At 54.0% G+C, this 23,894-nt stretch carries 21 protein-coding genes and 1 other annotated feature; of the genes, 17 read left to right on the forward strand and 4 right to left on the reverse strand.

Annotated elements, in window-relative coordinates; translation table 11 throughout:
* Position 1 precedes the first annotated feature (1 nt).
* On the reverse strand, positions 2-1,168 hold the full coding sequence (locus H8693_RS09560) for an MFS transporter (RefSeq protein ID WP_249280776.1): 1,167 nt from the start codon (positions 1,166-1,168) through the stop codon (positions 2-4).
* A gap of 402 nt (positions 1,169-1,570) precedes the next feature.
* On the opposite strand from H8693_RS09560, the gene H8693_RS09565 reads away from it, so the two are divergent.
* On the forward strand, positions 1,571-2,146 hold the full coding sequence (locus tag H8693_RS09565; protein WP_249280777.1) for a LysM peptidoglycan-binding domain-containing protein: 576 nt from the start codon (positions 1,571-1,573) through the stop codon (positions 2,144-2,146).
* A 105-nt stretch (positions 2,147-2,251) separates the two neighbouring features.
* Entirely contained in the window at positions 2,252-3,487 is a 1,236-nt protein-coding gene (locus H8693_RS09570) for an LL-diaminopimelate aminotransferase (RefSeq protein ID WP_249280778.1), read from the forward strand.
* 569 nt (positions 3,488-4,056) lie between these two features.
* Here H8693_RS09570 and H8693_RS09575 read toward each other — a convergent pair.
* Positions 4,057-5,418 (reverse strand): MATE family efflux transporter, encoded by a 1,362-nt coding sequence (locus H8693_RS09575; RefSeq protein WP_249280779.1) that lies wholly within the window; start codon positions 5,416-5,418, stop codon positions 4,057-4,059.
* A gap of 524 nt (positions 5,419-5,942) precedes the next feature.
* The gene (locus tag H8693_RS09580) at positions 5,943-7,226 is read right to left on the reverse strand and encodes a nickel pincer cofactor-dependent isomerase, group 22 (RefSeq protein ID WP_249280780.1); all 1,284 of its coding nucleotides are present in this window, start codon (positions 7,224-7,226) and stop codon (positions 5,943-5,945) included.
* Positions 7,227-7,439: 213 nt separating this feature from the next.
* Between H8693_RS09580 and H8693_RS09585 the strand changes: the two genes are divergently transcribed.
* The 12 genes from H8693_RS09585 to H8693_RS09640 all read left to right on the forward strand — a co-directional run bounded on the left by H8693_RS09585 (position 7,440) and on the right by H8693_RS09640 (position 17,826).
* Entirely contained in the window at positions 7,440-8,912 is a 1,473-nt protein-coding gene (locus tag H8693_RS09585; protein ID WP_249280781.1) for a sodium:solute symporter family transporter, read from the forward strand.
* A gap of 123 nt (positions 8,913-9,035) precedes the next feature.
* Positions 9,036-10,163: a DUF362 domain-containing protein gene (locus tag H8693_RS09590; protein WP_249280782.1), complete on the forward strand. Its 1,128-nt coding sequence runs from the start codon at positions 9,036-9,038 to the stop codon at positions 10,161-10,163.
* A 127-nt stretch (positions 10,164-10,290) separates the two neighbouring features.
* A complete protein-coding gene (gene spoIID / locus H8693_RS09595) occupies positions 10,291-11,424 on the forward strand; it encodes a stage II sporulation protein D (protein WP_249280783.1) in 1,134 nt (377 codons plus the stop codon).
* Positions 11,425-11,927: 503 nt separating this feature from the next.
* Positions 11,928-12,581, forward strand: coding sequence for a peptidoglycan DD-metalloendopeptidase family protein (locus H8693_RS09600; RefSeq protein WP_249280784.1), 654 nt, complete (start codon positions 11,928-11,930; stop codon positions 12,579-12,581).
* Between the two features lie 180 nt (positions 12,582-12,761).
* Positions 12,762-14,267, forward strand: a complete 1,506-nt coding sequence (locus H8693_RS09605) for a phosphohexomutase domain-containing protein (RefSeq protein WP_249280785.1) — start codon at positions 12,762-12,764, stop codon at positions 14,265-14,267.
* Between the two features lie 15 nt (positions 14,268-14,282).
* Positions 14,283-14,705 (forward strand): zinc-ribbon domain-containing protein, encoded by a 423-nt coding sequence (locus tag H8693_RS09610; protein WP_178621421.1) that lies wholly within the window; start codon positions 14,283-14,285, stop codon positions 14,703-14,705.
* A gap of 143 nt (positions 14,706-14,848) precedes the next feature.
* Positions 14,849-15,412: a translation initiation factor IF-3 gene (gene infC, locus H8693_RS09615; protein WP_407926348.1), complete on the forward strand. Its 564-nt coding sequence runs from the start codon at positions 14,849-14,851 to the stop codon at positions 15,410-15,412.
* Positions 15,413-15,432: 20 nt separating this feature from the next.
* Positions 15,433-15,630, forward strand: a complete 198-nt coding sequence (gene rpmI, locus H8693_RS09620) for a 50S ribosomal protein L35 (protein ID WP_178620290.1) — start codon at positions 15,433-15,435, stop codon at positions 15,628-15,630.
* Between the two features lie 43 nt (positions 15,631-15,673).
* Positions 15,674-16,030: a 50S ribosomal protein L20 gene (rplT, locus tag H8693_RS09625; RefSeq protein ID WP_178620293.1), complete on the forward strand. Its 357-nt coding sequence runs from the start codon at positions 15,674-15,676 to the stop codon at positions 16,028-16,030.
* 76 nt (positions 16,031-16,106) lie between these two features.
* Complete coding sequence (locus H8693_RS09630; protein WP_249280786.1) at positions 16,107-16,865, forward strand: TrmH family RNA methyltransferase; 759 nt, start codon at positions 16,107-16,109, stop codon at positions 16,863-16,865.
* 127 nt (positions 16,866-16,992) lie between these two features.
* Complete coding sequence (locus tag H8693_RS09635) at positions 16,993-17,151, forward strand: hypothetical protein (RefSeq protein ID WP_249280787.1); 159 nt, start codon at positions 16,993-16,995, stop codon at positions 17,149-17,151.
* On the forward strand, positions 17,152-17,826 hold the full coding sequence (locus tag H8693_RS09640; protein WP_249280788.1) for an aldo/keto reductase: 675 nt from the start codon (positions 17,152-17,154) through the stop codon (positions 17,824-17,826).
* 292 nt (positions 17,827-18,118) lie between these two features.
* On the opposite strand, the gene H8693_RS09645 is transcribed toward H8693_RS09640, so the two are convergent.
* The gene (locus H8693_RS09645) at positions 18,119-18,742 is read right to left on the reverse strand and encodes a hypothetical protein (RefSeq protein WP_249280789.1); all 624 of its coding nucleotides are present in this window, start codon (positions 18,740-18,742) and stop codon (positions 18,119-18,121) included.
* Between the two features lie 130 nt (positions 18,743-18,872).
* Positions 18,873-19,097: a binding site (T-box leader), on the forward strand.
* Positions 19,098-19,181: 84 nt separating this feature from the next.
* Here H8693_RS09645 and pheS point away from each other — a divergent pair.
* The 3 genes from pheS to bsh all read left to right on the forward strand — a co-directional run bounded on the left by pheS (position 19,182) and on the right by bsh (position 23,806).
* Positions 19,182-20,204: a phenylalanine--tRNA ligase subunit alpha gene (pheS, locus tag H8693_RS09650; protein WP_249280790.1), complete on the forward strand. Its 1,023-nt coding sequence runs from the start codon at positions 19,182-19,184 to the stop codon at positions 20,202-20,204.
* A gap of 14 nt (positions 20,205-20,218) precedes the next feature.
* Positions 20,219-22,615, forward strand: a complete 2,397-nt coding sequence (gene pheT / locus H8693_RS09655) for a phenylalanine--tRNA ligase subunit beta (protein WP_249280791.1) — start codon at positions 20,219-20,221, stop codon at positions 22,613-22,615.
* Positions 22,616-22,834: 219 nt separating this feature from the next.
* The gene (gene bsh / locus H8693_RS09660; RefSeq protein WP_249280792.1) at positions 22,835-23,806 is read left to right on the forward strand and encodes a choloylglycine hydrolase; all 972 of its coding nucleotides are present in this window, start codon (positions 22,835-22,837) and stop codon (positions 23,804-23,806) included.
* The last annotated feature ends 88 nt before the right edge of the window (positions 23,807-23,894 follow it).

Here is a 23,894-nt window from a genome sequence, read left to right on the forward strand (position 1 = left end):
ATTATTGCTCTTTGCCAGCCCGGGAGAGCAGGACGATGAGGAGCCCGGCGACACACAAGGCGGCCAGAGAAAAATAGGCGGGGATCATGCCCCATCCGGCCAGGAGCAGGCCCGCCAGCATGGGGCCAAAGGTCATGCCGACGCCATAGACGGCCTGGAAGAAGCCCATGGCCGTCGATTTCTTTTCCGGGGGGATGCCCCGCATGGCAGAGGACATGAACAGGGAGAGAAGTGAAGTAAAGCCAAGTCCGCCGATAAACTGAAGGATATAGAGCATCCAGACTGCTCCGGACAGGGGGACCAGGATGAGATAGGCGATGAAGCAGACGAAGAAGAAGGAGAACAGGAGCTTATCGCCCCATTTCTGCGCCGTTTCGGTGCCGGTAAAATACGATCCCAGTACGCCGGCTATGATATATAAAACCGAGCAGAGGCCGATTTGTATATTGGAGGCCCCAAGCTCCCGGGCATATTCTGTGGTGAAGGACATGGCTGTGCTCATATTGGCCGCCTGAATGAGAGCCGCGGCGAGGGCAAATATCCAAAGGGAGCGGAAACGGAGAACCCCCAAAAGTTCCCGGATAGAGGGAACATGTTCCCGCGGAGGCGCCGGCGATTCCTGGACAAAAAAACTGATGAGAAAGCCCAAAAGGGCGGCCCCTGCGCTCAGCAGAAAGAGGATGTCCACCCCTGCCGCCTGGGAGACGACGGTACCCACGGCAAAACCGATGAGGGTGCCGCAGTTGTTGACCATGAGAATGGTGCCCGTGGCTTTTTTCAGCCCGCCCGGCCCATAATAGGTGGGGAAAAGAACGGTGAAGGAGATCCAGGTGGAGGCGGCCATCCCCGAGATGAGGTTGGCGATCAGAAAAGCGGTTCCCGAAGGCCAGAGATAGCGCAGGAGGGAGGCAATCCCCGCCAGCAGTACGCCAATGGAGATAAAGGGCTTATGATGGCTCTTCCGGTCGGCAAACAGCCCAAGGGGGATGCGGATGACCATTTGGGAAAAGCCATAGACCCCGACGATGACCCCGACTGTGGAAGCGGCCAGCCCCATAGCCGTCAGGTATGGCGTTTGATAGGGAATATAGATATAGAGCGCAAACCAGAACAGGCCGGTGACCAGCAGCAGAGGCAGACGTTTGCGTGAAGCGACAGGGTTTTCCATAACAGTTCCTCCCTTTTTGTGATGACACTTCTGCTCGATGGCAACTCCCATGGGCGGAAGGATGCAAATGTGAATTTTGGGGATATATTTTCATTTTAGCACGACAAGGGGAAAAGTCAATTTTTTCCTCGAAAATATAAAAAATTTTAAAAGGATTGTTAAGTTTCCATGAAAGATGGAAAAAGTGTGTTACAAACGAAAAAAACTGCATATATAATATAAATACACACCTATGTTTTGCGGTTGTGCGGCCAGCGCATACGCCGGAAAAAACCGGGGGCTTCCATCCGGTTTTTTTAACGGGAAAACAACGGAACGAATACCCGGCGCCGGCCGGCAGAAATATACACAGGAGGGAAGGTTGAAACGATGATGTCGCAAACAATAGAAGAAAAAAAGAGTATGGACAGTGAGAATGGACGGACAGGGCGCCCGATGCGGACGGAAAACAGGGAAAACAGCTGCCCGGGCGGCGATTTTGCGCGGATTGGAAAGGCCCAGAGCCTGGAAAAACTGGCGGCGGCCTATGGCGTGACGCCGGAGGAGCTTTTGGAGGCGAATCCTTATCTCCGGCCGGAACGGATGGTTCCCGGCCAGGTGGTCGTCATTCCCGGGCAGGAAGGCAAGGCATGGAAAGGGCCGGTGAAAAAAATGGAATACATTATGAAAGATACGGATACATTGGGAGATATTCTCCGGAAATTTGACATCAGCATTCTGCAGCTCCGGCGGCTGAACCCGGGGCGGGATGTGTTTTCGCTGGGAGCGGGGGACGCCGTTGACGTGCCTGTTTGGCCGGAAACCAGCCTGGAGGACGGATACTATATTCTGGGCGCCGGGGATACCCTGGCGGGCGCTGCGCAGAAGTTCGGCACCAGCGTCATGGAGCTTTTAAGAGCCAATCCCAACCTGCGGCCCCAGGAATTCTGCGCCGGGCAGCGCATCGCCCTGCCGCGCCGCCGGACCTATGCCCATTAAGCCTTTTTTGCGTGGATTTTTTGCGGGGATGTTGCCCGCCGGCGAATTTTAGGATAGAATAGACGCAGGAAAATATTGCGATTCGATTCTGAAAGGAGCATACCAATGATAAAAGTCAATTCCAATTTTGGAAAATTACAGGGCAGCTACCTGTTTTCTGAAACGGCAAAGCGCATCAACGCCCACGCCCAGGCGCATCCCGAGGCGGAGATCATCCGGCTGGGGATCGGGGATGTGACCATGCCCATCTGCGAGGCGGTTTCCAAAGCCATGCACAAGGCGGTGGACGAAATGGCGACCAAGGGCGGCTTCCATGGCTATGGCCCCGAGCAGGGCTATGAGTTTCTCCGGGCGGCCATTGCCAAGAACGATTATAAAGCGCGGGGCGTGGACATTGCACTGGATGAAATTTTTGTGAGCGACGGTTCCAAATGCGACACGGGCAATATCGGCGATATCCTGGGGAGCGACTGTGTTGTCGCCGTCACCGACCCGGTCTATCCCGTCTATGTGGATACCAACGTTATGGCGGGGCGCTCGGGAGATTTTGACCCGGCCACTGGACGCTTTAAAAATATCGTATATATCGTGACGGACGCGGGCAACAGCTTTGTTCCCGAAATCCCCAAACAGAAGGTGGATATCGTCTATCTCTGCTATCCCAATAACCCCACGGGAATGACGCTCACCCGGGACCAGTTAAAAGTATGGGTGGATTGGGCGAATAAGGAGGGGGTGCTTATCCTCTTTGACGGTGCCTATGAGCGGTTTATTACCGAGGACGATGTGCCCCACAGCATCTATGAGATCGAGGGCGCCAAAACCTGCGCCATCGAATTCCGCTCCTTCTCCAAAACCGCCGGGTTTACGGGAACGCGCTGCGCCTATACCGTGGTGCCCAAGGAGCTGATGGGCAGAGACGATAAGGGGCAGGCAGTTTCCCTGAACGCCCTTTGGAATCGGCGCCATACTACCAAGTTTAACGGGGTGTCCTATGTCGTCCAGCGGGGCGCAGAGGCAGTATATTCCCCCGAGGGCAGGCAGCAGGTGGAAAGTGTTCTGGCCTATTATCTCAACAATGCCAAGATCATTCTGAAAGGGCTGGCGGATATCGGAATCACGGCCTATGGCGGCGTGAATTCCCCCTATGTCTGGCTGAAAACGCCGGGCGGCATGGATTCCTGGAGCTTCTTTGACAAGCTCTTAAAGGAGGCCAATGTGGCGGGAACTCCGGGCGCGGGCTTTGGCGCTGCGGGTGAAGGATATTTCCGCCTGACGGCATTCAACACGCCGGAAAACACAGAGCGGGCCATTCAACGGTTTGCTTCGCTGAACATCTGATAATAAAAAACGGGAGTGCCTAGCTCCCGTTTTTTTTGGATGGAGATATCCGGCGACAAAGATGAAAGAGGTTTTGCTTGAAAGCTGGAGAGAAAGCAGATGCGGATAGAGAAACAGGCCTATGCGTTCCCAGCTTTTTGCCCTGGATATCTTTCTGACGACGTGGCCTCCGCCTCTCCCTTGTCCGAATAGAGCCGGGAATTCCGCACCCTCTAAGTGGCCAAAGATTTGAGCAAACTGCCAAAGAAACGCCGCCATTCCTTGATTATCAGAGGGATGCGGCATTTCTTATAATATCTCGTCTTCACTTATTAAAAATTCCATAGGGGCCTGCGCCGGGATTTTGCATAGCAAAGCTGGCATATAAAGAGAAGCGGAGGACCATCTCTGCCGTATATAAAATGGAATCCGGCCCTGAGAGGGGATATCCTGCCTAAGTTATATGGCTTTGCAGGGCGGAGATTGGAACCCTTGCTTTTTTATGGCCTTTTTAATATACAGGCCCCTCTGCATGCTGCATTTGTGGATATCCCGCAGATCTTCCACTTTGCGGAACAGAAAAAACGAGCTCAGGCCTGCGGCCCGGTTTCCTCTGCACCCAGGCGCAGAATCTCCGGCTTTTTCCGGTGGATAAAGAGAGAATAGCTGACTGTGGAGAAAATGGGGCCGGCCAGAATGGCCAGGCCGACGCCCGTGAATCCCCAAAGATGCGTGGCCAGAAGCGCCACCGGAATGCGGACAATATATTGAGAGAGGATGACATTTTTTAAGGGATACATCACGTTGCCGGTCCCGCGGATAAAGCCGGTCATGGGGAATACCAGGGCGAAAAACACATAAGAGAAGCAGGTAATATGGAGATAGGTGGTGGTATATTCGATTACCTGCGGGTCCTGGTTGAAAAGAGCGGTGATGCCGGGCGCGAAGAAAAACGCAGCAGCCGCCACCAAAATTGCGATGCCTACCGAGATCTTTAGGGCCTCCCGAAGCCCGGCAAAGGCCCGCTCGGGTTTTTTTGCGCCGATATTCTGCGAACCGAAGGAGGCGAGGGCGGCGTTGATGGCATCGCTGGGCAGTGTGGCGAAGCTGTCAACTTTGACGCCCACGCCATAGGCCGCGCTGGCTTCCACTCCAAAGGCGTTGACGATGCCGCTGAAAATGGTCAGGGAGAGATTCAAAAGAAGCTGGTGAAGCGCAGAGGGGAGGCCGATTTTCAGCACATATTTCAGCTCTTGCTTGTGAATGCGGATCTCCCGGGGACGGAAGCGGATGACATGATCCTTAACGCGGAAATAGATGAGTCCCAGGATGAAGGACAGGGCCTGGGCCATCACCGTGGCGATGGCAGCCCCCAGCGGCCCCATATACATCAGGCCGACAAAGATATAATCCAGGAGAATGTTGGCAAGCGTCGCTACAATGATAAACAGCATGGAGGAGCGGGAATCGCCGAAGCCCCGCTGGAACGCGCCGATGAGGTTATAGCCGAACATAAACAGAAGCCCAAGGAAAATGGTGCGCAGATAATCTGTCGCGCCCGGGAGAGCGGAGACGGGCGTATTTACCCAGCTCAAAATTGCAGGCGTCAAAAACCATCCGACAAGCGAGAGGGCCAGGGCACAGATCCCATAGAAGGCGATGCAGGTATTGGCGATGGCCTTGACCCGATCCTGCCGCCCCTGGCCCAGCTGGGCTGCGATGACGATGGAGACCCCCACCGAAAGGCCGGAAATGGTCATAATCAAAATATTCATAATCGGACCGCAGACCGAAACGGCGGAAAGTCCGGCGGGATTCGTAAACTGCCCGACAAAGATCATGTCGACGGCGTTATAGAGCGCCTGAAAGAGATTGGAGATTACCAGGGGAAAGGCGAAGCGGAGCAGATGCCCCCGCACGTTTCCCTGGGTCAGATCGGTGTATAAAGCCATTTTGCTGTCAGCCTCCCGAAGATATTACAGGTAAAAAACTTTTTTTATAACCGGAGCGAAGCGCAGGTTTCAAAAAATTGTCCTTGATTCCTTTTATGCGCCAGCGGCGCAAAAAATCTTAGATCCAATTATTTTTTATTATAGAAGAAAAACAGGAGCAAAGCCAGAAAAAATTTGCTGGAAATTCATAAGGGGATGATGGCGCTGAAATTTTTTATGGGAGAGAAGAAGAAACAGAGCTCTGGACGGGAACGGCGGATGGCATAAGGGAGGATGCCCGGATATATGGATTGCCGCCATTGGCGAGATGATGGACGGAAAACTGACTCTCTGATGCGGAATATCTATCGGCCGGGAAGGACCGCCCATATTTGGCATTGGGTTTACCCATACGGAACAAGTGGATTAAGAATAACAGGAAAGACGGCGGTTCCCTATGGTGCGGCTTATGAGAAAAAGGATAAAATGCCCTGTCCCGGATAAAGGGCAGGGCATTTATTATATTTGGAAAATAGGATGGCGGACTATAGCAGCCGCGCCCGGTCGATATTGCCGTTTTCATCCAGAGGAACCGGCTGGGGCGGCGCGGAAACGGTCATGCCGGGAATCGCTTCCGCCTCGGGAAGCAGGGCTTCGGAAATGAGGAAGGATTCCAAGCAGAGGGTGTTTTTGAGCCAGACAATCCGGGGGGCGCGCTCCGCAGGAGGGACGGGGAGCAGCTTCAGGGCAGCGAGAATGGCCTGCGCATCGCTGGGCATGATGATGGGGAGCTTGACCCCCAGCCCATCCTTGCAGGTGAAACAATTGGGATAGGTCATCTCAAAACGGAATTTTTCAAACACCCGCTTTGTGGAGATATCCGCGTTTCCCAGCCCGGTGCCGTTCCCATGGGATACGTCCGTCAGATCGAACACGACAATCTGGTCAAAATCCGGCGCGGAACGGCCCAGCATGGTGGAGCGGCCGGTGACATTGGGATCCATGCCCGCGCCGCTGATGTTTTTCCCGATCTCGTCCATCAGGAGCACATCCGCCTTCTGGAAGGGAAGGCGGGCCATGAGGGCTTTGGCCTCCAATAGCAGGGGCGGCTCCTCCTCGGCGATGCGCTCGGCCGGAATAACGGCAATTTTGGCAGTCTGGTGATGGGCGTTTTCCAAAATCCCCAGGCCGAAGAGAACCGGGCGGTTTTGAATCATCACCTGGCCGAACTCCATGACGTTTTTGGACATGTTGGGGAATCCCATTTTATGGCAGATAGAAGCGCCGTATTGTTTGCCCAGGCCGATGGCCAGCATTTTCATAAGCCCGCTTTCCACCGGGCCGCGGAAGTCCGTGTGGGCCTTGATGCGGCCCACCGGGATGATATGGTCTGCCCCGGCGGCATAGGCATCCATCCGGACATCCAGGCCGGAAGGCGTCCGCCCTACAAGGACGGTTTCCATGGTAGCCCGGATGGGGACGCCGAGAGCCTCCTGCGTGATGCCATACCCGGCAAGGATCTCCCGCTGGCCTTCCGGGGTAGCGCCTCCGTGGCTGCCCATGGCAGGAACGATGAAGATTTCCGCGCCCGTAGGCCGCAGGGACTCCACCAGCGCCCGGACAATGGACTGCAGATTGCCGATCTCCCGGCTGCCCACGCCGATACAGACGCTTTCCCCCGGATGAATGCGGGAGAGAAGCCCGCTTTTTTCAATATTCCGGCGGGTTTCCTCCGCCGGGTCTGCAAGATGCGCGGAAGGAAGGGCATAGGTGACCCGGGCAAAACGGGGAATCTCCAAGCCGCGGAATATTTCGGTATATACGCTCATGCTGTTTGCCTCCGTTGTATAAGCATTTTTTTCTAGGGTAAATCCTTCGCAGGGAGCTTGTCAAGAAATCCGGGCAAATGAAATGTAAAAAGGGGCTTGTGCCGCGCCGGGCATCTATGATATGATACTAGCGTAGTATGGAAGTATAGAGTAAAATGGTAGGAATTTTCAGCTCCGCAGCAGACGAAGAATGGAAGGACGGTATCTTTTTTTATGCAATTCGTTATTATTGGGATTTACATTGCAATTATGATCGGCGTGGCGGTATTCTCCGCCAAAAAGGCAACCACGCTCAACGATTTCTATCTGGGCGGCCGGAGCATCGGCGGATGGATGACGGCGTTTTCCTATGGGACGACGTATTTTTCCGCCGTGATGTTCGTGGGCTATGCGGGCCGGCTGGGCTATCAGTTTGGCCTGTCGGTCATCTGGATCGGCATCGGCAACGCCATCCTGGGAAGTTATGTGGCATGGAAGCTGCTGGCAAAGCCCACCCACGACATGACCCGGCGGCTGGATGTTTCCACCATGCCCGCTTTTTTTGAAAAGCGGTTCCTGAGCAAAAATATGAAGATTTTCGCTGCCGCCGTCATTTTTATCTTCCTGGTGCCTTATTGCGCTTCGGTATATCAGGGCCTCAGCTATATCTTTGAATCCGTGTTCCGTGTCCCCTATGAATACTGCATGATCGGCATGGCGGCGCTCACGCTGCTATATCTGCTGGTGGGCGGCTATATCGCCAGTACGCTTTCCGACTTTATCCAGGCGATCATCATGATTGTGGGCGTGGTGCTGATGATCGGCTTTATTCTGGCGGCGCCGGAAGTGGGCGGTATTATGGGCGGACTGGAAAAGATTGGGCGGATCGACGCCTCCAAGGCGACGCTTTTTGGCGACAGCACCCGGGCCGTGTCCCTCATCGCCTCGGTCATCACCACCAGCATCGGAACCTGGGGCCTGCCCCAGATGCTGCATAAGTTTTATGCCATCCGGGACGAAAAGGCCATCCGGCGCGGCACGGTGATCTCCACGCTTTTCGCCTTGGTGATCGCGGGAGGGACCTATTTCATCGGCATCTTCGGGACGCTGTTTTCCGGCGGGCAGGTGCCCATCGATGCGGCGACCGGCGCGGCCAACGCCGACCTCATCATGCCCACCATGATCCATGCGGCCCTGCCCGAGGCGCTTTTGGGGGTGATCGTCGTGCTGGTGCTGGCAGCCTCCATGAGCACGCTCTCCTCTCTGGTTTTGGTATCCAGCTCGACGATTTCCATGGACCTCGTAAAGGGCGTTATCAAAAAGGATATGTCCAGCAAAAAGACGCTGCTGCTCATGCGGGTGATGTGTGCGGTGTTTGTGCTGGTTTCACTGGTGATCGCTCTTGACAAAAACAACGCCATATTGACCCTCATGTCCTTCTCCTGGGGCGCAATTTCGGGCTCCTTTTTGGCTCCCTTCCTGCTGGGAGTGCGCTGGAAGAAGATCACCCGGGCGGGCGCCTGGGCGGGAATGCTCTGCGGCCTGGGGACGACGGTGATCCTGGCCCTGGCCTGGGGACTGGATACCTCTAAATCCACGATCATTGCCAGCATTTCCATGGCGGTTTCCATGCTGGCGACCGTTTTTGTGAGCCTGGGGACGAAAAAATTCTCCAAAGAACATGTGGAAGAGGTTTTTGGGGAATAGGAATCAAATAGAAAAAAGGGGGAGAGAAAAATCTCTTCCTTTTTTTATAGAACCTCTTGACTTAGAGCAACTCTAAGGAAGTATGATATATATACCGAGGAAATGCGTAAAGGAGAGAAACCGATGGAAAAAGCAAAAGTATATTTTTCAGATTTACATGCCCTTCCGGGAACCGACCTCCTGCAAAAGCTGAAAAAGCTCATGAAAAAGGCGGGAATCGGGGAGATTGATTTTGAAGAGAAGCTGGTCGCCATCAAGCTGCATTTTGGTGAACCGGGCAATCTTTCCTATCTGCGGCCCAACTATGCCAAGGCCGTGGCGGACGTGGTCAAGGAATTGGGCGGAAAGCCCTTCCTGACGGACTGCAACACCCTCTACGTGGGGCGGCGGAAAAACGCCATCGACCATATCGAAAGCGCCTATGAAAATGGCTTCACGCCTTTTTCCACGGGCTGTCAGGTTATCATCGGCGACGGCTTGAAGGGAACCGACGACGTAGAAGTTCCGGTGCCGAACGGCGAGCTGGTAAAGAAGGCTAAGATCGGCCATGCCATCATGGATGCGGATGTGTTCATCAGCCTGAACCATTTCAAGGGACATGAAATGGCGGGTTTTGGCGGCGCTTTGAAAAACATCGGCATGGGCTGCGGGAGCCGGGCCGGAAAAATGGAGCAGCACAACACCGGAAAGCCCAGCATCGATAAATCCCTTTGCCGGGGCTGCCGCGTATGTTCCAAAAACTGTGCCCACGGGGCCATCAGTTTTGACGAGAACCGCAAGGCATCTATCGATCACAACAAGTGCGTGGGATGCGGAAGATGCCTGGGCGCCTGCAACTTCGACGCGGTTTATAATGAAAACAGCAGCGCTGTTTTGGAACTCAACAAGAAAATGGCGGAATACAGCCTGGCGGTATGTCATGGGCGGCCGAATTTCCATATCAGCCTGGTGATGGATGTTTCGCCCTATTGCGACTGCCATGCGGAAAACGATATTCCCATCATTCCGGATGTGGGCATGTTCGCCAGCTTTGACCCGGTGGCGCTGGATCAGGCCTGTGCGGACGCCTGCAATGCCATGCCGCCTGTGCCGGGAAGCGTTCTTGACCAGCATATCCACGAAGATGGTTTTGAAGATCACCACGATCACTTCGTCAACACAACGCCCGAGAGCGAATGGGAAAGCTGCCTTGCGCATGCGGAAAAAATCGGCCTGGGCACACGGGAATATGAGCTTATTACCGTAAAATAAATGAGGAAAAGAAAAAACGGACCGCTTCGGCGGCCCGTTTTTGTATGCCGCCAGACTTCAAACAAAGTTTACAGTTTCGGCAGGGTTCGCAGGCCCGGGGGCGGGCCGTTTATGATACAATATCGGTATGGCGACGAAGAGAAATTCGCAGAAGGCGAAGCAGGCCGCGAGGAAAAGGAAAAATGCCCGGCGCATACAAAAGGGGCGCGGTGCATATACATCCAACATGCGGCGGAAAAAGAAACAAAAGGACAACCGAATATGGGTGGCCGTGGCGGCGGTGGCTGTGCTGGCGGCGGCGGTGGCGTTTCTGCCCCTGGGGAAGAAGAATCTGGAGCTTTCCATGGAACGGCAGGAGCTGAAACAGATCGAGACATATCTCGTGACGGACAGCACGCTCAACGTATATAACGCCAAGACGAAAAAGGTGGAAACCATGGCGCTGGAGGACTATATCGTCTGCGTAGTGGCGGGAGAAATGCCCGCATCCTATGAAAAAGAGGCATTGAAGGCCCAGGCGGTGGCCGCGCGGACGTATACGGTCTCCAAAATCCGTTCCGCGGGTGGCGGCGGCTGCAATCAGGGGGAGAATGCGGATATCTGCACATCTTCAGCCCATTGCCAGGCGTTTGTGGATCTGGAAACCCGCAAGGCCAACTGGGGCGCAGACTATGCGGTTTATGAGCAGAAAATCGAGGAGGCAGTGGCCGAAACCGCGGGGCAGATTCTCGTCTATGATGGAAAGCCCATCGAGGCGCTGTATCACGCCAGCAGCGGGGGAAAGACCGAGGATGTGGAGAATGTTTACAGCAATGCCCTTCCCTATTTGAAAAGCGTGGATAGCCCGGGAGAAGGGACCATGGGAAGCAACTCTGCCGAGAAGAAATTCACAAACGAGGAATTTGTCCGGATATTCAAGGAAAGATATCCGGAGATGGAGCTGCATGCGGAAAATTTGCAGGGACAAATTGCCATCGTTTCCCGCTATGAGAGCGGCCGGGTGGAAACCATCAAAATTGGCGACAAGACTTTTTCCGGGAAAGATATGCGCTCGATTTTGGGCCTCAATTCCGCCAATTTCAAGATCCGTTTTGCCGCGGACAGCCTGACCTTTGAAACCAGCGGATTTGGGCATGGCGTCGGGATGAGCCAGGCAGGAGCCAACGCCATGGCCCAGGCAGGGTCCTCCTATGATGAAATTCTGACGCATTATTATACCGGGGTGGAGATTAAAACCTTTTCGGAAAATGCGTCCTCCTGACCCGTTTTTTTGAAAAAGGCAAGGAAAGATTGAAAACGGGCTGCCTGGGAAATCGAATCTGGCCGAGATGGGGATGCGCCCGCTTACTTTCAAAAGACAGAGGCAGAGATGCCGAATGAAGGGATGTCTTACTTTTTATAAATCTCTGCCGCTGTCGGTTTTTTATCCACAATGCTCTGCCATTGGAAAGAGCAGGAACAGAAGGGGGCTGGAGAAGGAACTATCCGTATCAGAGAAATGAAGCGCGGATAGCCGGAAACATATTTTTATTTATTTGGAAGCGAAACAACACTGTTTTTTCGGCTGGAGAATCCAAAGCAAAACCGATCCTCAAAAACAAATTGAGGAAAGCGTATAAAATTAGAAAAAATTTCCATCAAAATACCTGCCAGCAGGTATTTTTTTTCGTGTTGCGGGAAAAATAGTCATACGGAGGTGGAAACATGTTTGAAAACCGAAAAGGCAGATTTCTGAATTTTATAAAGAAACAAGGCTTTTATCTTGTGTTGATTTTTTGCGTATTGGCGGCGGGAACCATTTGCTATTTTGCCGTGAATGCCCCGGGAGAAACAAAACAGCCCGAGGATCAGAACGTCCAGAAGCAGGAGGCGCCCAGCCTGGAGGATGAGCTTAAGGCCCGGCAGTCTGCAACGCCCACGCCCTCTCCCAGCCCCAGCGCGACGCCCGTGCCCTCGGCAACACCCAGCCCGTCGGCGTCTGCCGGCGCCAGCCAGAAGGCAGCGCAGACCGTGAAGCTGACAATGCCCCTGGACGGCGAAGTGACCAAGGCGTTTTCCGGAGAAACGCTGGTGTTCAATGCGACACTGAACACCTGGATGACCCACAACGGCATTGATATTTCGGCGGCTAAGAACACCAAAGTGGTGGCGGCGCTGGCCGGAACAGTGACGAAGGTAGAGAACGATCCTTCCAAGGGAAAGATTGTCACCATCGAGCATACGGGCAAACAGCAGACCGTCTATGCCGGACTGGAGGAAGCCAGCGTCAAAGAGGGGGACAAGGTAAACGCCGGGCGGGAAATCGGTAAGGCGGGTACTCCCGGCTTTGAAGCGGCAGAGGGAGCCCATCTGCATTTTGAATACCTGGTGAACGGGAACTATGCGGACCCGGTGAAAAATATGCAGACAAGCAAATAAAAGAAGAAACGCTACACCATAAACGGCCGGCGCCGGGGAAAAGACCCCATGCCGGCCGTTTGCATGGGAAGAAAAAATGCAAAAGCCCTTTCAAAACCGCGGAATATAGAGTAAAATAATACCGTATACAATAAGATAGATGTATCCCAAAACGGATGCAGGGGAAATTAGGAGGAAAATATGAATCTAAAGAAACTTCAAAACGGAAGTGATATACGCGGTGTCGGCAGCGAGGGCATCGAGGGCCAGCCGGTCAATCTGACCCACCGGGCAGTATACAGCCTGGCCTGCGCTTTTGTGGAATGGTTGCGGAAGAAAACCGGCAAAAATGACCTGCGCATCGGCGTGGGGCGGGATTCCCGCATCTCCGGGCCTCGCATTCAGGAAACTGTCTGCGAGGCGATGACAGATCTGGGTGTGCATGTCTATGAAACTGGCCTGTCTTCTACGCCCGCCATGTTTATGACCACCGTCACTAAGGGATTCCTCTATGACGGCGCTGTGATGATCACGGCCAGCCATCTGCCCTTCAACCGCAACGGCCTGAAGTTTTTCACCAGGGACGGCGGCCTGGAAAAAGAGGATATTGCTGCCCTCATCGACCTGGCGGAAAAGGACGATTTCAAAAAAGGAAAAAAGGGAACGGCGGAGCCGGTGGATTTCATGTCGGTCTATGCCGGGCTGCTGGCGGATAAGATCCGCAGGGCTACGGGAGAGGAACGCCCTCTTTTAGGCATGAAGATCGTGGTGGACGCCGGAAATGGTGCGGGCGGCTTTTTTGTGGAAAAGGTTTTGAAGCCTCTGGGCGCGGATACGACGGGAAGCCAGTTTCTGGAGCCGGACGGCCTGTTCCCCAACCATATTCCCAACCCCGAGGACAAGACCGCAATGGCGGCGATTATCGATGCCGTGAAGAAAAACGGCGCAGATTTCGGCGTAATTTTCGATACGGATGTGGACCGGGCAGGGGCTGTGGACAGCCAGGGGCACGTTTTGAACCGCAACCGGCTGATTGCCATGATTTCTGCCATTCTGCTGGAGGAAACCCCGGGAACGACCATCGTAACCGATTCGGTCACGTCCAGCGGCCTTGCCAAATTTATCAAGGCCAAGGGCGGCGTGCATCACCGCTTCAAGCGGGGCTATAAAAACGTCATCAACGAATCCATCCGGCTGAATGCAGCCGGGCAGGATAGTCAGCTGGCCATCGAAACATCCGGCCACGGCGCCCTGAAGGAAAATTATTTCCTGGACGACGGCGCTTATCTCATCACCAAGCTGCTCATCAAGATGGCCCAGATGCGCAAAGAGGGGAAGACGCTCTTCAGCCTGATTGCTGACTTGGAGGAGCCGGCCGAGGCCCAGGAATTCCGTCTGCGCATCCAAAATGAGGGATTCCGGCAATATGGAGAAAAGGTCATCGCTGAGCTTACGGAATATGTGAAGGGCGATGCGCGCTTTCAGGTGGCACCGGATAACCATGAGGGCATCCGGGTGAGTCTGGGCAGGGAGGACGGCGACGGTTGGTTCCTTGTGCGCCTCTCGCTGCATGATCCCATCATCCCCGTGAATGTGGAGAGCGACAGCGCGGGCGGCGTGAAAAAGATCACGAAGATTCTCTATGATTTCCTTCGCCGCTATGACCAGCTGGATCTGCATCTTATGAAGGAATATATAGAAGCATAGCGAGGAGGAAAAAATATGGCATTCGACAGCAAAGAATTTTTTGGAAAAATCAAATCCGGCGCGTCTTCCGCCGCCTCGACCGTGGGAGAAATGGGAAAGGCGGTGGGAAAGAAAACCGGGGAAAAAGTGGAACTGGTGAAGGTCAATTCCAAAAAGCACGACCTGGAGAAGGAAATTGACGGCCTGTTTTTGCAGATTGGCGAAAAGGTCTATCAGCATAGCGGCCCGAGCATCGAGAAGGCGCAGTTTAATGACCTGATCGCCCAGATTGACGAGAAATATACCCAGATTAAGGACTGCGTATACCGGGCGGCTGTTTTGAAGGGGCTGGCGATCTGCCCGAAATGCGGATGGGAATGCGAGGAGCAGAGCGCATTCTGCCCCAAATGCGGAGCGCCGATCCCGGCGCCGGGGCCGGAGGATACTTCCGGGGAATAAGCGGAAAAATTCCCTTGACAAAGGGATGAGGGCATGGTATGATTACTTTTGTTAAGTAGAAACGCCCGTTTCTCACCTGCCGGCCGGTTGCTGGTATGGTCAAAAGGATAGGAGAATTTGCGGGCTTTTGCCCGCATTTTTTTATGGATTGCTCCGGGGTGGGGCTTCTATTTGACAGGATTATAAAGGAGGCGTTTTTCATAGCTAACGAACTGCTGATCAACGAGCAAATTACAGACAGGGAAGTGCGCGTCATTGGAGAAAATGGCGAACAGCTGGGCATTATGAGCCGGATGGAGGCCTTAAAGGCCGCGGAAGCCGCGGATCTGGACCTGGTGAACATCTCGCCCAAGGCTGCGCCGCCGGTCTGCAAGATTATGGACTATGGCAAATACCGCTTTGAACAGGGAAAGCGGCAAAAGGAAGCCAAAAAGAACCAGAAGATTATCACGCTGAAGGAAACCCGTCTTTCGCCCACCATCGACGTTCATGATATGCAGGTAAAGGCGAAGAATACGGCGAAATTCCTGGCCGGGGGAGACAAGGTCAAGGTCTCCATCCGTTTCCGCGGGCGGCAGCTGAGCCACACGGACAACGGGCTGAATGTGATGAACACCTTCCTCACCATGCTGGATAATGCGACAGTGGAAAAGCCGGCAAAGATGGAAGGGCGCAATATGTTTATGATTTTAGCACCAAAGAATTAAGTTGAGAGGAGGGCACCAATATGCCAAAAATGAAAACCCATAGAGGGGCTGCGAAGAGATTCCGCGTAACGAAATCGGGTTTGGTGAAGAGAGCGAAGGCCTATAAGAGCCATATCTTGAACAAAAAAACCACCAAGAGAAAGAGAAACCTGCGCAAAGGCACATATATTTGTGCGGCAGAGCAGAAGAATATCCGGGAGCTCATTCCCTATAAGTAATCCCCGGGGATGCTTATGTATTTCGTTATAGGAGGAAAGAACAGTGGCAAGAATTAAACGGGCAGTAAACGCTCATAAAAAACGCAGAAAAGTTTTTAAACTGGCGAAGGGGTATTTCGGCGCGAAATCCAAGCAGTACCGCACGGCGAAAGCGGCGGTCATGAGATCCCAGAAATACGCTTATATCGGACGCCGCCTGAAAAAGCGCGACTTCCGCAAGCTCTGGATCGCCCGCATCAACGCGGCGGCCCGCCTCAATGGGCTGAGCTATTCCCGCCTGATCGACGGCCTGAAGAAAGCGGATGTGGAAATCAACCGCAAGATTCTGGCGGATATGGCAGTCAACGACGCGGCGGCCTTTGCCAAGCTGGCAGAGCTGGCTAAAAGCAAACTGGCGTAACCAGTAAAAAATTAACAAGCACGCAATAAAAATTCGGGAAACCGAATTTTTTTGCACTATGGGAAAAGGAGCGGGCATGGAAGAGATCACCAGCACAAAAAATCCCTATATCAAGGAACTTCGTTCCTTAAAGGAGCGAAAGAACCGCCGGGCGCTGGGAAAATTTATCGCAGAGGGCGAAAAATGCGCCCTGGAGGCGCTGCATTATGGGCAGGTGGAAAGCGTGCTGGCGGCAGAGGATTCTCCGGCGGCCCGGGAAGCCCTGGAACGGGGCGTGCACACGATCCGGGTGAGCCGGGCGGTGCTGGAAGCAGTCTGCGAAGCCCGGCATCCCCAGCCTTCCCTGGCAGTGGTGCGGCAGAAGGCGGAAACGCCGCCGGAGGAAACGCCCCCGGGGATCTATGTGGCTCTGGAAAATGTGAGCGATCCGCAGAACGTCGGGACGATTATCCGCACGGCGGACGCCGTGGGAGCGGCGGGGATACTGCTCTCCAGAGGCAGCGCGGATTATACCGGCCCGAAGGCGGTGCGCGCCGCCATGGGCAGCGTTTTTCATCTGCCCATTTGGGTGTCAGAGGACTTTTCCGCAGTTTTGAAAAAATGGAAGGATCAGGGGATGTTCCTTGTGGCCGGGCATCTGAAGGGAGGGGAAGCTCCCATCCCCGAAAAGCCCCGTCTCTGCGTTCTCATCGGAAACGAAGCGGACGGTCTTTTGGATGAGACTTCGCAGATGGCGGATCTGCTCTATAAAATCCCTATCTATGGCCGGGCTGAGAGCCTGAATGCCGCCGTGGCGGCAGGCATTCTGCTCTATCGCGCCCGGACGGGACGATAGCGCGGCTGGATGGAATTGGCAAACGGCTGGACAAAGGGCCCGCGGTTTTGTGATGAGCCGATGAAGTGGAAAGCCCGCGCGTTCTGCGCGGGGTCATGGATAGATTAGAAATTAGGAGGATATTGCAATGAAAAGTATCACACTGTCTAACGGCATGGAAATGCCGGCGTTGGGGTTCGGCACCTTCCAAACAGGCGGCGCAGAATGCGAAAACAGCGTCAAGCTGGCGGTGGCAGAGGGTTATCGCCTCATCGACACGGCGCAGGCCTATGGAAACGAGGAATAAGTGGGCAGAGCCCTGGCCTCCTGCGGCGTTCCCCGGGATCGGCTGTTCCTCACCACCAAGGTGAATTTCCCGTCCTATGATGCGGCCCAGGAAGTGGTGGAGGCATCCCTCAGGAAGCTGCAAACGGATTATATCGACCTGATGCTGCTCCACTGGCCCTTTGGCAACTATTATGCCGCCTGGCGAGTGCTGGAAAAATGCCTGGAGCAGGGAAAGATCCGCGCTATCGGCATTTCCAACTTCGATCCCGACCGCATGGTGGATCTGATCCAGTTCAACAAGGTGGCGCCGGCGGTGAACCAGATCGAGATGAACCTTCTCTGCCAGCGCAAGGCGGAGCGCCGGTGGATGGAGAAATATAACGTTGCGGCCATGGCATATGCGCCGCTGGGGCAGGGGAAGAAAAACGAGATGTTTGAGAATCCGGCGCTTCGGGAGATTGCGGCGGCTCATGAAAAGACGCCCGCCCAGATTGCCCTTGGCTTCCTGGTGCAGAGCGGCGCGGTGGTCATTCCCAAATCCACCCACGAAAACCGCATCCGGGAAAACGCGGCAATCTTTGATTTCACGCTTTCAGCGGCGGAGATGGAACAGCTGGCGGCTATGGACACCGCTTCTCCCATGGTGGGGACGGCGGAAAATCCGGAAACTGTGGAAATCGCCATGACCTGGTAATTCCCATGGAAAAAGCCGTCCCGCCAGGGAAATAAAACCGGCAGGCTTGGAAGGATGTGCGAAAAATTTTCTTTTCGGCATATTTTGCCCGCGATCCTTAAAGGGAGCAGTCAGGAATCTTTAGATTGCGGATCTTTTCCAGGCGCCTGCCTGGTTCCGGCCTGTAAGTATAAATTCTTTTTCGGGAGCCCCTTACCGGCGCTGCCGGGGGAATCTACAGTCAATAGTCAATAAAAAAACGGCGCGGCCTGTATTTTGGCGCCCGCCGTTTTTCTGTTTTCTCTGCATGCTTTTATTGCCCAGAATAATAGGCGATCTGACCGTCGCCAAAAGCGATGAGATATTCGGTGAAATCCTGGGGAAGGGCAAAAACCGCCTGCCGGGTTACGGAAGTGCCGCCCTGGGCCAGCTTAGAGCCGCTGATATCGATGGGCGTGGTGAGATACGGCTCTCCATTGATATTGAGAAGCGAACCGTCCAGCCCTGTGATGCTGATGGGGAGGATGGTTTCCGTGCCGCTGTCGCCCATGCTGTATCCCTCCGGGATAAACACGTCAAAGGTGATGGCAACATATTCGCTGCCGCTGTCTGCCAAAGGTTCGATGGGAAGATCTTCCGAGCCGGGCTGATAGCCTTCCGCGATGGCCACGGCTTCCTCTCCGCGGACGATTTGCCGCAGCGTTACCAGAACGGCCTGATAATCGCCGGCTTCATCGCTGTATTTTCCGCAGATGCCCACGTCGTCCAACGCAAGGGGCGCATCGGGAGAGGATTCCTTTCCGTCGGTATTGGGCTGCACCATTTCGGGATCCTCCGTGCTCAGCGGCGATGTGGGAAGGGGATCGGCCTTGGGAGCACAGCCGCCGACGGCAAACAGGAGACAAAGGGACAATAAAACTGCCAGTCTTTTTTGCATAGTTTGTTCCTTTCTAAATAGCCTGCCCGGATATCCGACCGGGCAAGAAATAGTATATCGGCCGAAGAGGATGGTGTCAACCGGGTTTTTCTTCTTGCAAAAAGGAAAAGCGCATGGTATAATAATAAAAATATAAGCGAGGAACAGGCAAAGTAGCCGTATCCCAAGGCAGAAAGAAGAGAGGCGCCGGCAGCTGAAAAGGCGTCCTGCGGGAACGATGAAATTTCACCTGGGAGCTGTCCGGCTGAAAAGGTAGGCCGGGCCGGGGGAGGACCGTTATATCCCATGAGAGGCCGCGGCGCAAAACGCCTGGCAAAATCGGGTGGTACCACGAAGGTGTATCTTCGTCCTGGATAGGACGGAGATTTTTTTTGGCCACAGCGGGCTGGAAAGGCAATATTCAGATTTACAGATAAAATTTAGGAAAGAAGGAGCGAACATGAAAGAGAATCTGAACACGATCCTGGATGAAATCAAGGCTTCATTGCGGGATATGCAGCAGAACGAGGCTCTGCAGGAGCTCAAAGTCAAATATTTGGGCAAAAAGGGCGAGATTACCCAGATGATGAAGCAGATGGGAAGCCTTTCGCCGGAGGAACGGCCGGCCTTTGGGCAGAAGATCAACGCCCTGCGCAAAAAGGCGGAGGAGGCCATTGAGGAAAAGCGCCTGGAGATTTCCGAAAAGCAGAAAAACGCCCGGCTGGCGGCGGAAAAGATCGACGTCACTCTGCCCGGACGGAAAAACCGCATCGGCGGCCTGCATCCTCTGACAAAGGTATATTGGGAGATCCGTTCGATTTTTGTCCATATGGGGTTCACGGTGGTGGAAGGCCCGGAGATCGAGCTGGACAAATTCAATTTTGAAATGCTCAATATCCCCAAGGACCATCCGGCCCGGGATGCCCAGGATACTTTCTATGTCACAGATGATATCGTGCTGCGGACGCATACATCCCCCGTGCAGGCGCGCACTATGCTGGAAACCGAGCCGCCCATCCGGATGATCTGCCCTGGGCGGGTATACCGGCAGGACGACGTGGATGCGACGCATTCCCCGGTTTTCAATCAGGTGGAAGGCCTGGTCATCGATAAAGGCGTCACCTTTGCCGATCTCAAGGGGACCATCAACACCTTCCTGCGCCGCTTCTATGGCGAGCAGACAAAGACCAAATTCCGCCCCGGTTTCTTCCCCTTCACCGAGCCCAGCGCAGAAGTGGACGCAACCTGCTCCATCTGCGGCGGCAAGGGCTGCCCGGCCTGCAAGGGCGCGGGAATGATCGAGGTGCTGGGCTGCGGCATGGTCAACCCCCGGGTACTCATAAACTGCGGCCTGGATCCGGAGGTGTATTCCGGCTTCGCCTTTGGCCTGGGGCTGGATCGCCTGACCAATATTAAATATGGGATTACGGATATCCGTCTGCTCTATGAAAACGATGTGCGCTTCATCGAGCAGTTCAAGTAAGGGAGGAAAAACATATGTTGGTACCTTATAGATGGCTGAAAGATTATATAGAAACGGATCTGCCGGTGAAAGAACTGGCGGAAAAGATGGTGGCGACGGGCAACGGCGTCGAGGCGATCACCGAGCTGGGCGCGGACATTAAAAATGTGGTGGTCGGCAAAATTGTCAAGCTGGAAAAGCATCCGGATGCGGATAAGCTGCAGATCTGCCAGATCGATGTGGGAACTGAAACGCTGCAGATCGTGACCGGCGCGGACAATGTATTTGAAGGCGCGCTGGTGCCGGTGGCGCTCTGCGGCTCCGAGCTGCCCAACGGCATGAAGATCAAAAAAGGCAAGCTGCGGGGCGTGGAGTCCTATGGCATGCTCTGCTCGGGCGAGGAACTTTGCCTGAAAGAAAGCGACTATCCCGGCGCGGAGGTCTATGGCATCCTGATCCTTTCGGGGGACTGGGCGCCGGGCACGGACATCCGCAAGGTCATTATGAAGGACGACACGGTGATCGAATTTGAAATCGGCGCCAACCGGCCGGACTGCCTCTCGGTTCTGGGCATCGCACGGGAAGCGGCGGCGGCCCTGGATATCCCCATAAAGATTCCGGATGCGGCCTATAGCGAGGATAAAAACGACGATATCCATAACTATGTGGATGTGGAGGTGACGGATACCGACCTTTGCCCGCGGTATATGGCCAAGGCGGTCAAAAATGTGAAAATCGGTCCTTCGCCAGACTGGATGCAGGCGCGGCTCCGCGCGGCGGGGATCCGGCCCATCAGCAACATCGTGGATATCACAAACTTTGTCATGCTGGAGACTGGCCAGCCCATGCATGCCTATGACGATAAAGATATCCGGGGCCGGAAAATCATCGTCCGCCGGGCTGAGGACGGCGAGACCATGAAAACGCTGGACGGAAAGGAACGGGAGTTCACAAGCTCCATGCTGCTCATTGCCGATGCCGAAGGCCCCACGGGCATTGCCGGCGTCATGGGCGGCGAAAATTCCGAGATCAAGGAAGACACCAAAACCGTGATCTATGAGGCGGCGAAATTCATGTATGGCAACATCCGCCAGACCTCCCGGGGGCTGGGCCTGGCCACCGAGGCGTCCATGCGTTTCTCCAAGGGCGTGGATACGGCCAATGTGGAATATGCCATCAACCGCTGCTGCCAGCTTACCGAGATGCTGGGGGCGGGAGAGATCGTTGGGGGTACCATCGATATCCTCTCGGAAGATCTCTCGGAAAAGGAGATCGTCGTAAAGGCGCAGGATATCAACGGAATTTTGGGAACCAATCTTTCGGCAATGGAAATGAAGCGGTGCCTGGATCGGGTGTTCCTGAAAACCGAGCTGGATGCCACCGAGCTTCGGGTGCATATTCCCCATATCCGCGGCGACATCGATGGAAAGGCGGATATCGCGGAAGAAGTGGCCAGGATCTATGGATATGACAACATCCCGGAAAACGAGGTTCAGGGCCGGATCATGGCGGTGAAGAGAGATATGGAGGTGTTCACCGACCTGGTGCGCCACTATATCACCGGCAATGGATTCTTTGAATGCATTACCTATTCCTTCACGGGCAAGGCAGATTGGGATAAGCTGCTTCTGCCAGAGGACAGCTTCCTGCGCCGGGCGGTGAAGATCCGCAATCCCCTGGGCGACGACACGGCCTATATGCGTACAACGCTGATTGCCGACGCGCTGAAGGTCATGGCGACGAATCTGAAGCATAAGAATAAGAATGTGAAGATCTTCGAGATCGACAAGGTCTATCTGCCAAAAGAGCTGCCCTTGACTGAGCTGCCTGAAGAGCGCAAAAAGATGGTGCTGGCCATGAGCGGCGACGATGCAGATTTCTACCGCCTGAAGGAAATCGTGGAGAATATCTTTGAAATCTGCCGCGTAGAAGGCGGGATCGATGTGGTGGCGGGAGGCGAACCGTATTTCCATCCCGGCCGCAAGGCGCTCATGATGCTGGGCGACAAGCTGGTGGGCCAGTTAGGCGAGATTCATCCGGATGTCCAGGAGAATTTTGGGATTCCCGAAAAGGTCTATGTGGCCCAGATGGATATGGAGAGCCTGTTCGAGGCATCCGGAACCAAAATTCGCTTTGCCCCCCTGCCTAAATATCCGGCAATTGAGCGGGATATCGCCATCACCGTGGATAAGGATGCGGAGGCGGGAACCATCCGCAAGGCGATTTTGAAGAACGGCGGGAAATATATCGAAAATGTGGAGCTGTTCGACGTCTATGAAGGGGAGCAGCTGGGCAAAGGCAAAAAGTCTCTGGCCTATGCGCTGACCTTCCGTTCCGCTACGGGCACGCTCACCGATGAAAACATTGCAAAGGATATGAAGCGGATTCTGGCGAATCTGGAAACAGATTTCGGCGCGGCACTCCGCTCCTGAGGCGATAGAACGCAAAAAGAAAATCCGGGGGGTATTTCTGCAAGAAAAAGATCATACCTTCCGGCTCCTCTTATGCCGATGGAAGAAACGGCAGCGAAAGACTGCCCGTTTCTTTCGGGGCGGCGTTCTATTTTAAAAAAGCTATAATAAATTGCGGTTTTCAGGAGATAAAATTGGGAAGGCTAATCCTGCAAAAGAAAGGTAGCGGAGGTTGATGCAATGTGTACAGCGGCAACTTATAAAACAAAAAATCATTATTTTGGGCGCAATTTAGACTATGATTTTTCTTATGGAGAGACAGTAACCATCACGCCCCGGAATTATCCGTTTCGGTTTCGGCGGATGGGCGAAATTCCTGTTCACTATGCCTTGATAGGCATGGCCTTCATACAACAGGACTACCCGCTGTATTATGATGCTACCAACGAAATGGGGCTGAGCATGGCGGGATTGAATTTTCCAGGCAACGCGGACTATAAGCCGGAAGATCCGGAAAAGGATAACATAACGCCCTTTGAGTTTATCCCCTGGATACTGGGGCAATGTGCAACTGTGGATGAGGCGCGTGAGAAACTGGCCAGACTCAGCCTTCTCAATGAGAATTTCACGCCGCAGCTTCCCTTGTCGCCTCTGCATTGGATGATTTCGGATCGTAACGAAAGCATCGTAGTAGAATCGGTTAAGGACGGGCTGAAGATCTATGATAATCCTGTAGGTATCATGACCAACAATCCCACCTTTGATTTTCACTTGACAAACCTTGTGAATTATATGGGGATCAGCCGGGAGGACCCGAAAAGCAGGTTTTCTGATCAAATTCAATTTGTGCCATACGGACGAGGCATGGGCAGCATAGGCCTGCCGGGCGATCTTTCCTCTGCGTCCCGATTTGTAAAAGCCGCATTTACCAGGCTCAATTCTTTCTCTGGAGAATCGGAATCGGAAAGTATCAGCCAATTTTTTCATATTCTTGCTTCTGTGGCGCAACAGAAAGGCTGCTGTCAGACAGCCCAGGGCTTTGAGTATACGATATATTCATCCTGCTGCAATACAGACAAGGGGATATATTATTATACCACCTATGAAAACAGCCAAATTACCGGTGTGGATATGCACCGTGAAGATCTGGATGGCAGAAACCTGGTTAGCTATCCTCTTATTGAGGGGCAGCAAATCCTGATGCAGAATTGATATATTTGATTATCCAGAATGCCTGCGGTTTTTGGAGCGTATAAAAACCGCAGGCATTTTTCATTGAAACAGGATACATATCGCTGCG

The sequence above is a fragment of the Guopingia tenuis genome, assembly GCF_014384805.1.
GTDB lineage: Bacteria > Bacillota > Clostridia > Christensenellales > Christensenellaceae > Guopingia > Guopingia tenuis.

Bases quoted from the DNA above. Each gene is read 5' to 3' on its own strand.
- H8693_RS09560 (WP_249280776.1), bottom strand. From the start codon at position 1,168: ATGGAAAACCCTGTCGCTTCACGCAAACGTCTGCCTCTGCTGCTGGTC.
- H8693_RS09565 (WP_249280777.1), top strand. From the start codon at position 1,571: ATGGACAGTGAGAATGGACGGACAGGGCGCCCGATGCGGACGGAAAAC.
- H8693_RS09570 (WP_249280778.1), top strand. From the start codon at position 2,252: ATGATAAAAGTCAATTCCAATTTTGGAAAATTACAGGGCAGCTACCTG.
- H8693_RS09575 (WP_249280779.1), bottom strand. From the start codon at position 5,418: ATGGCTTTATACACCGATCTGACCCAGGGAAACGTGCGGGGGCATCTG.
- H8693_RS09580 (WP_249280780.1), bottom strand. From the start codon at position 7,226: ATGAGCGTATATACCGAAATATTCCGCGGCTTGGAGATTCCCCGTTTT.
- H8693_RS09585 (WP_249280781.1), top strand. From the start codon at position 7,440: ATGCAATTCGTTATTATTGGGATTTACATTGCAATTATGATCGGCGTG.
- H8693_RS09590 (WP_249280782.1), top strand. From the start codon at position 9,036: ATGGAAAAAGCAAAAGTATATTTTTCAGATTTACATGCCCTTCCGGGA.
- spoIID (WP_249280783.1), top strand. From the start codon at position 10,291: ATGGCGACGAAGAGAAATTCGCAGAAGGCGAAGCAGGCCGCGAGGAAA.
- H8693_RS09605 (WP_249280785.1), top strand. From the start codon at position 12,762: ATGAATCTAAAGAAACTTCAAAACGGAAGTGATATACGCGGTGTCGGC.
- H8693_RS09610 (WP_178621421.1), top strand. From the start codon at position 14,283: ATGGCATTCGACAGCAAAGAATTTTTTGGAAAAATCAAATCCGGCGCG.
- infC (WP_407926348.1), top strand. From the start codon at position 14,849: ATGGATTGCTCCGGGGTGGGGCTTCTATTTGACAGGATTATAAAGGAG.
- rpmI (WP_178620290.1), top strand. From the start codon at position 15,433: ATGCCAAAAATGAAAACCCATAGAGGGGCTGCGAAGAGATTCCGCGTA.
- H8693_RS09630 (WP_249280786.1), top strand. From the start codon at position 16,107: ATGGAAGAGATCACCAGCACAAAAAATCCCTATATCAAGGAACTTCGT.
- H8693_RS09635 (WP_249280787.1), top strand. From the start codon at position 16,993: ATGAAAAGTATCACACTGTCTAACGGCATGGAAATGCCGGCGTTGGGG.
- H8693_RS09645 (WP_249280789.1), bottom strand. From the start codon at position 18,742: ATGCAAAAAAGACTGGCAGTTTTATTGTCCCTTTGTCTCCTGTTTGCC.
- pheS (WP_249280790.1), top strand. From the start codon at position 19,182: ATGAAAGAGAATCTGAACACGATCCTGGATGAAATCAAGGCTTCATTG.
- pheT (WP_249280791.1), top strand. From the start codon at position 20,219: ATGTTGGTACCTTATAGATGGCTGAAAGATTATATAGAAACGGATCTG.
- bsh (WP_249280792.1), top strand. From the start codon at position 22,835: ATGTGTACAGCGGCAACTTATAAAACAAAAAATCATTATTTTGGGCGC.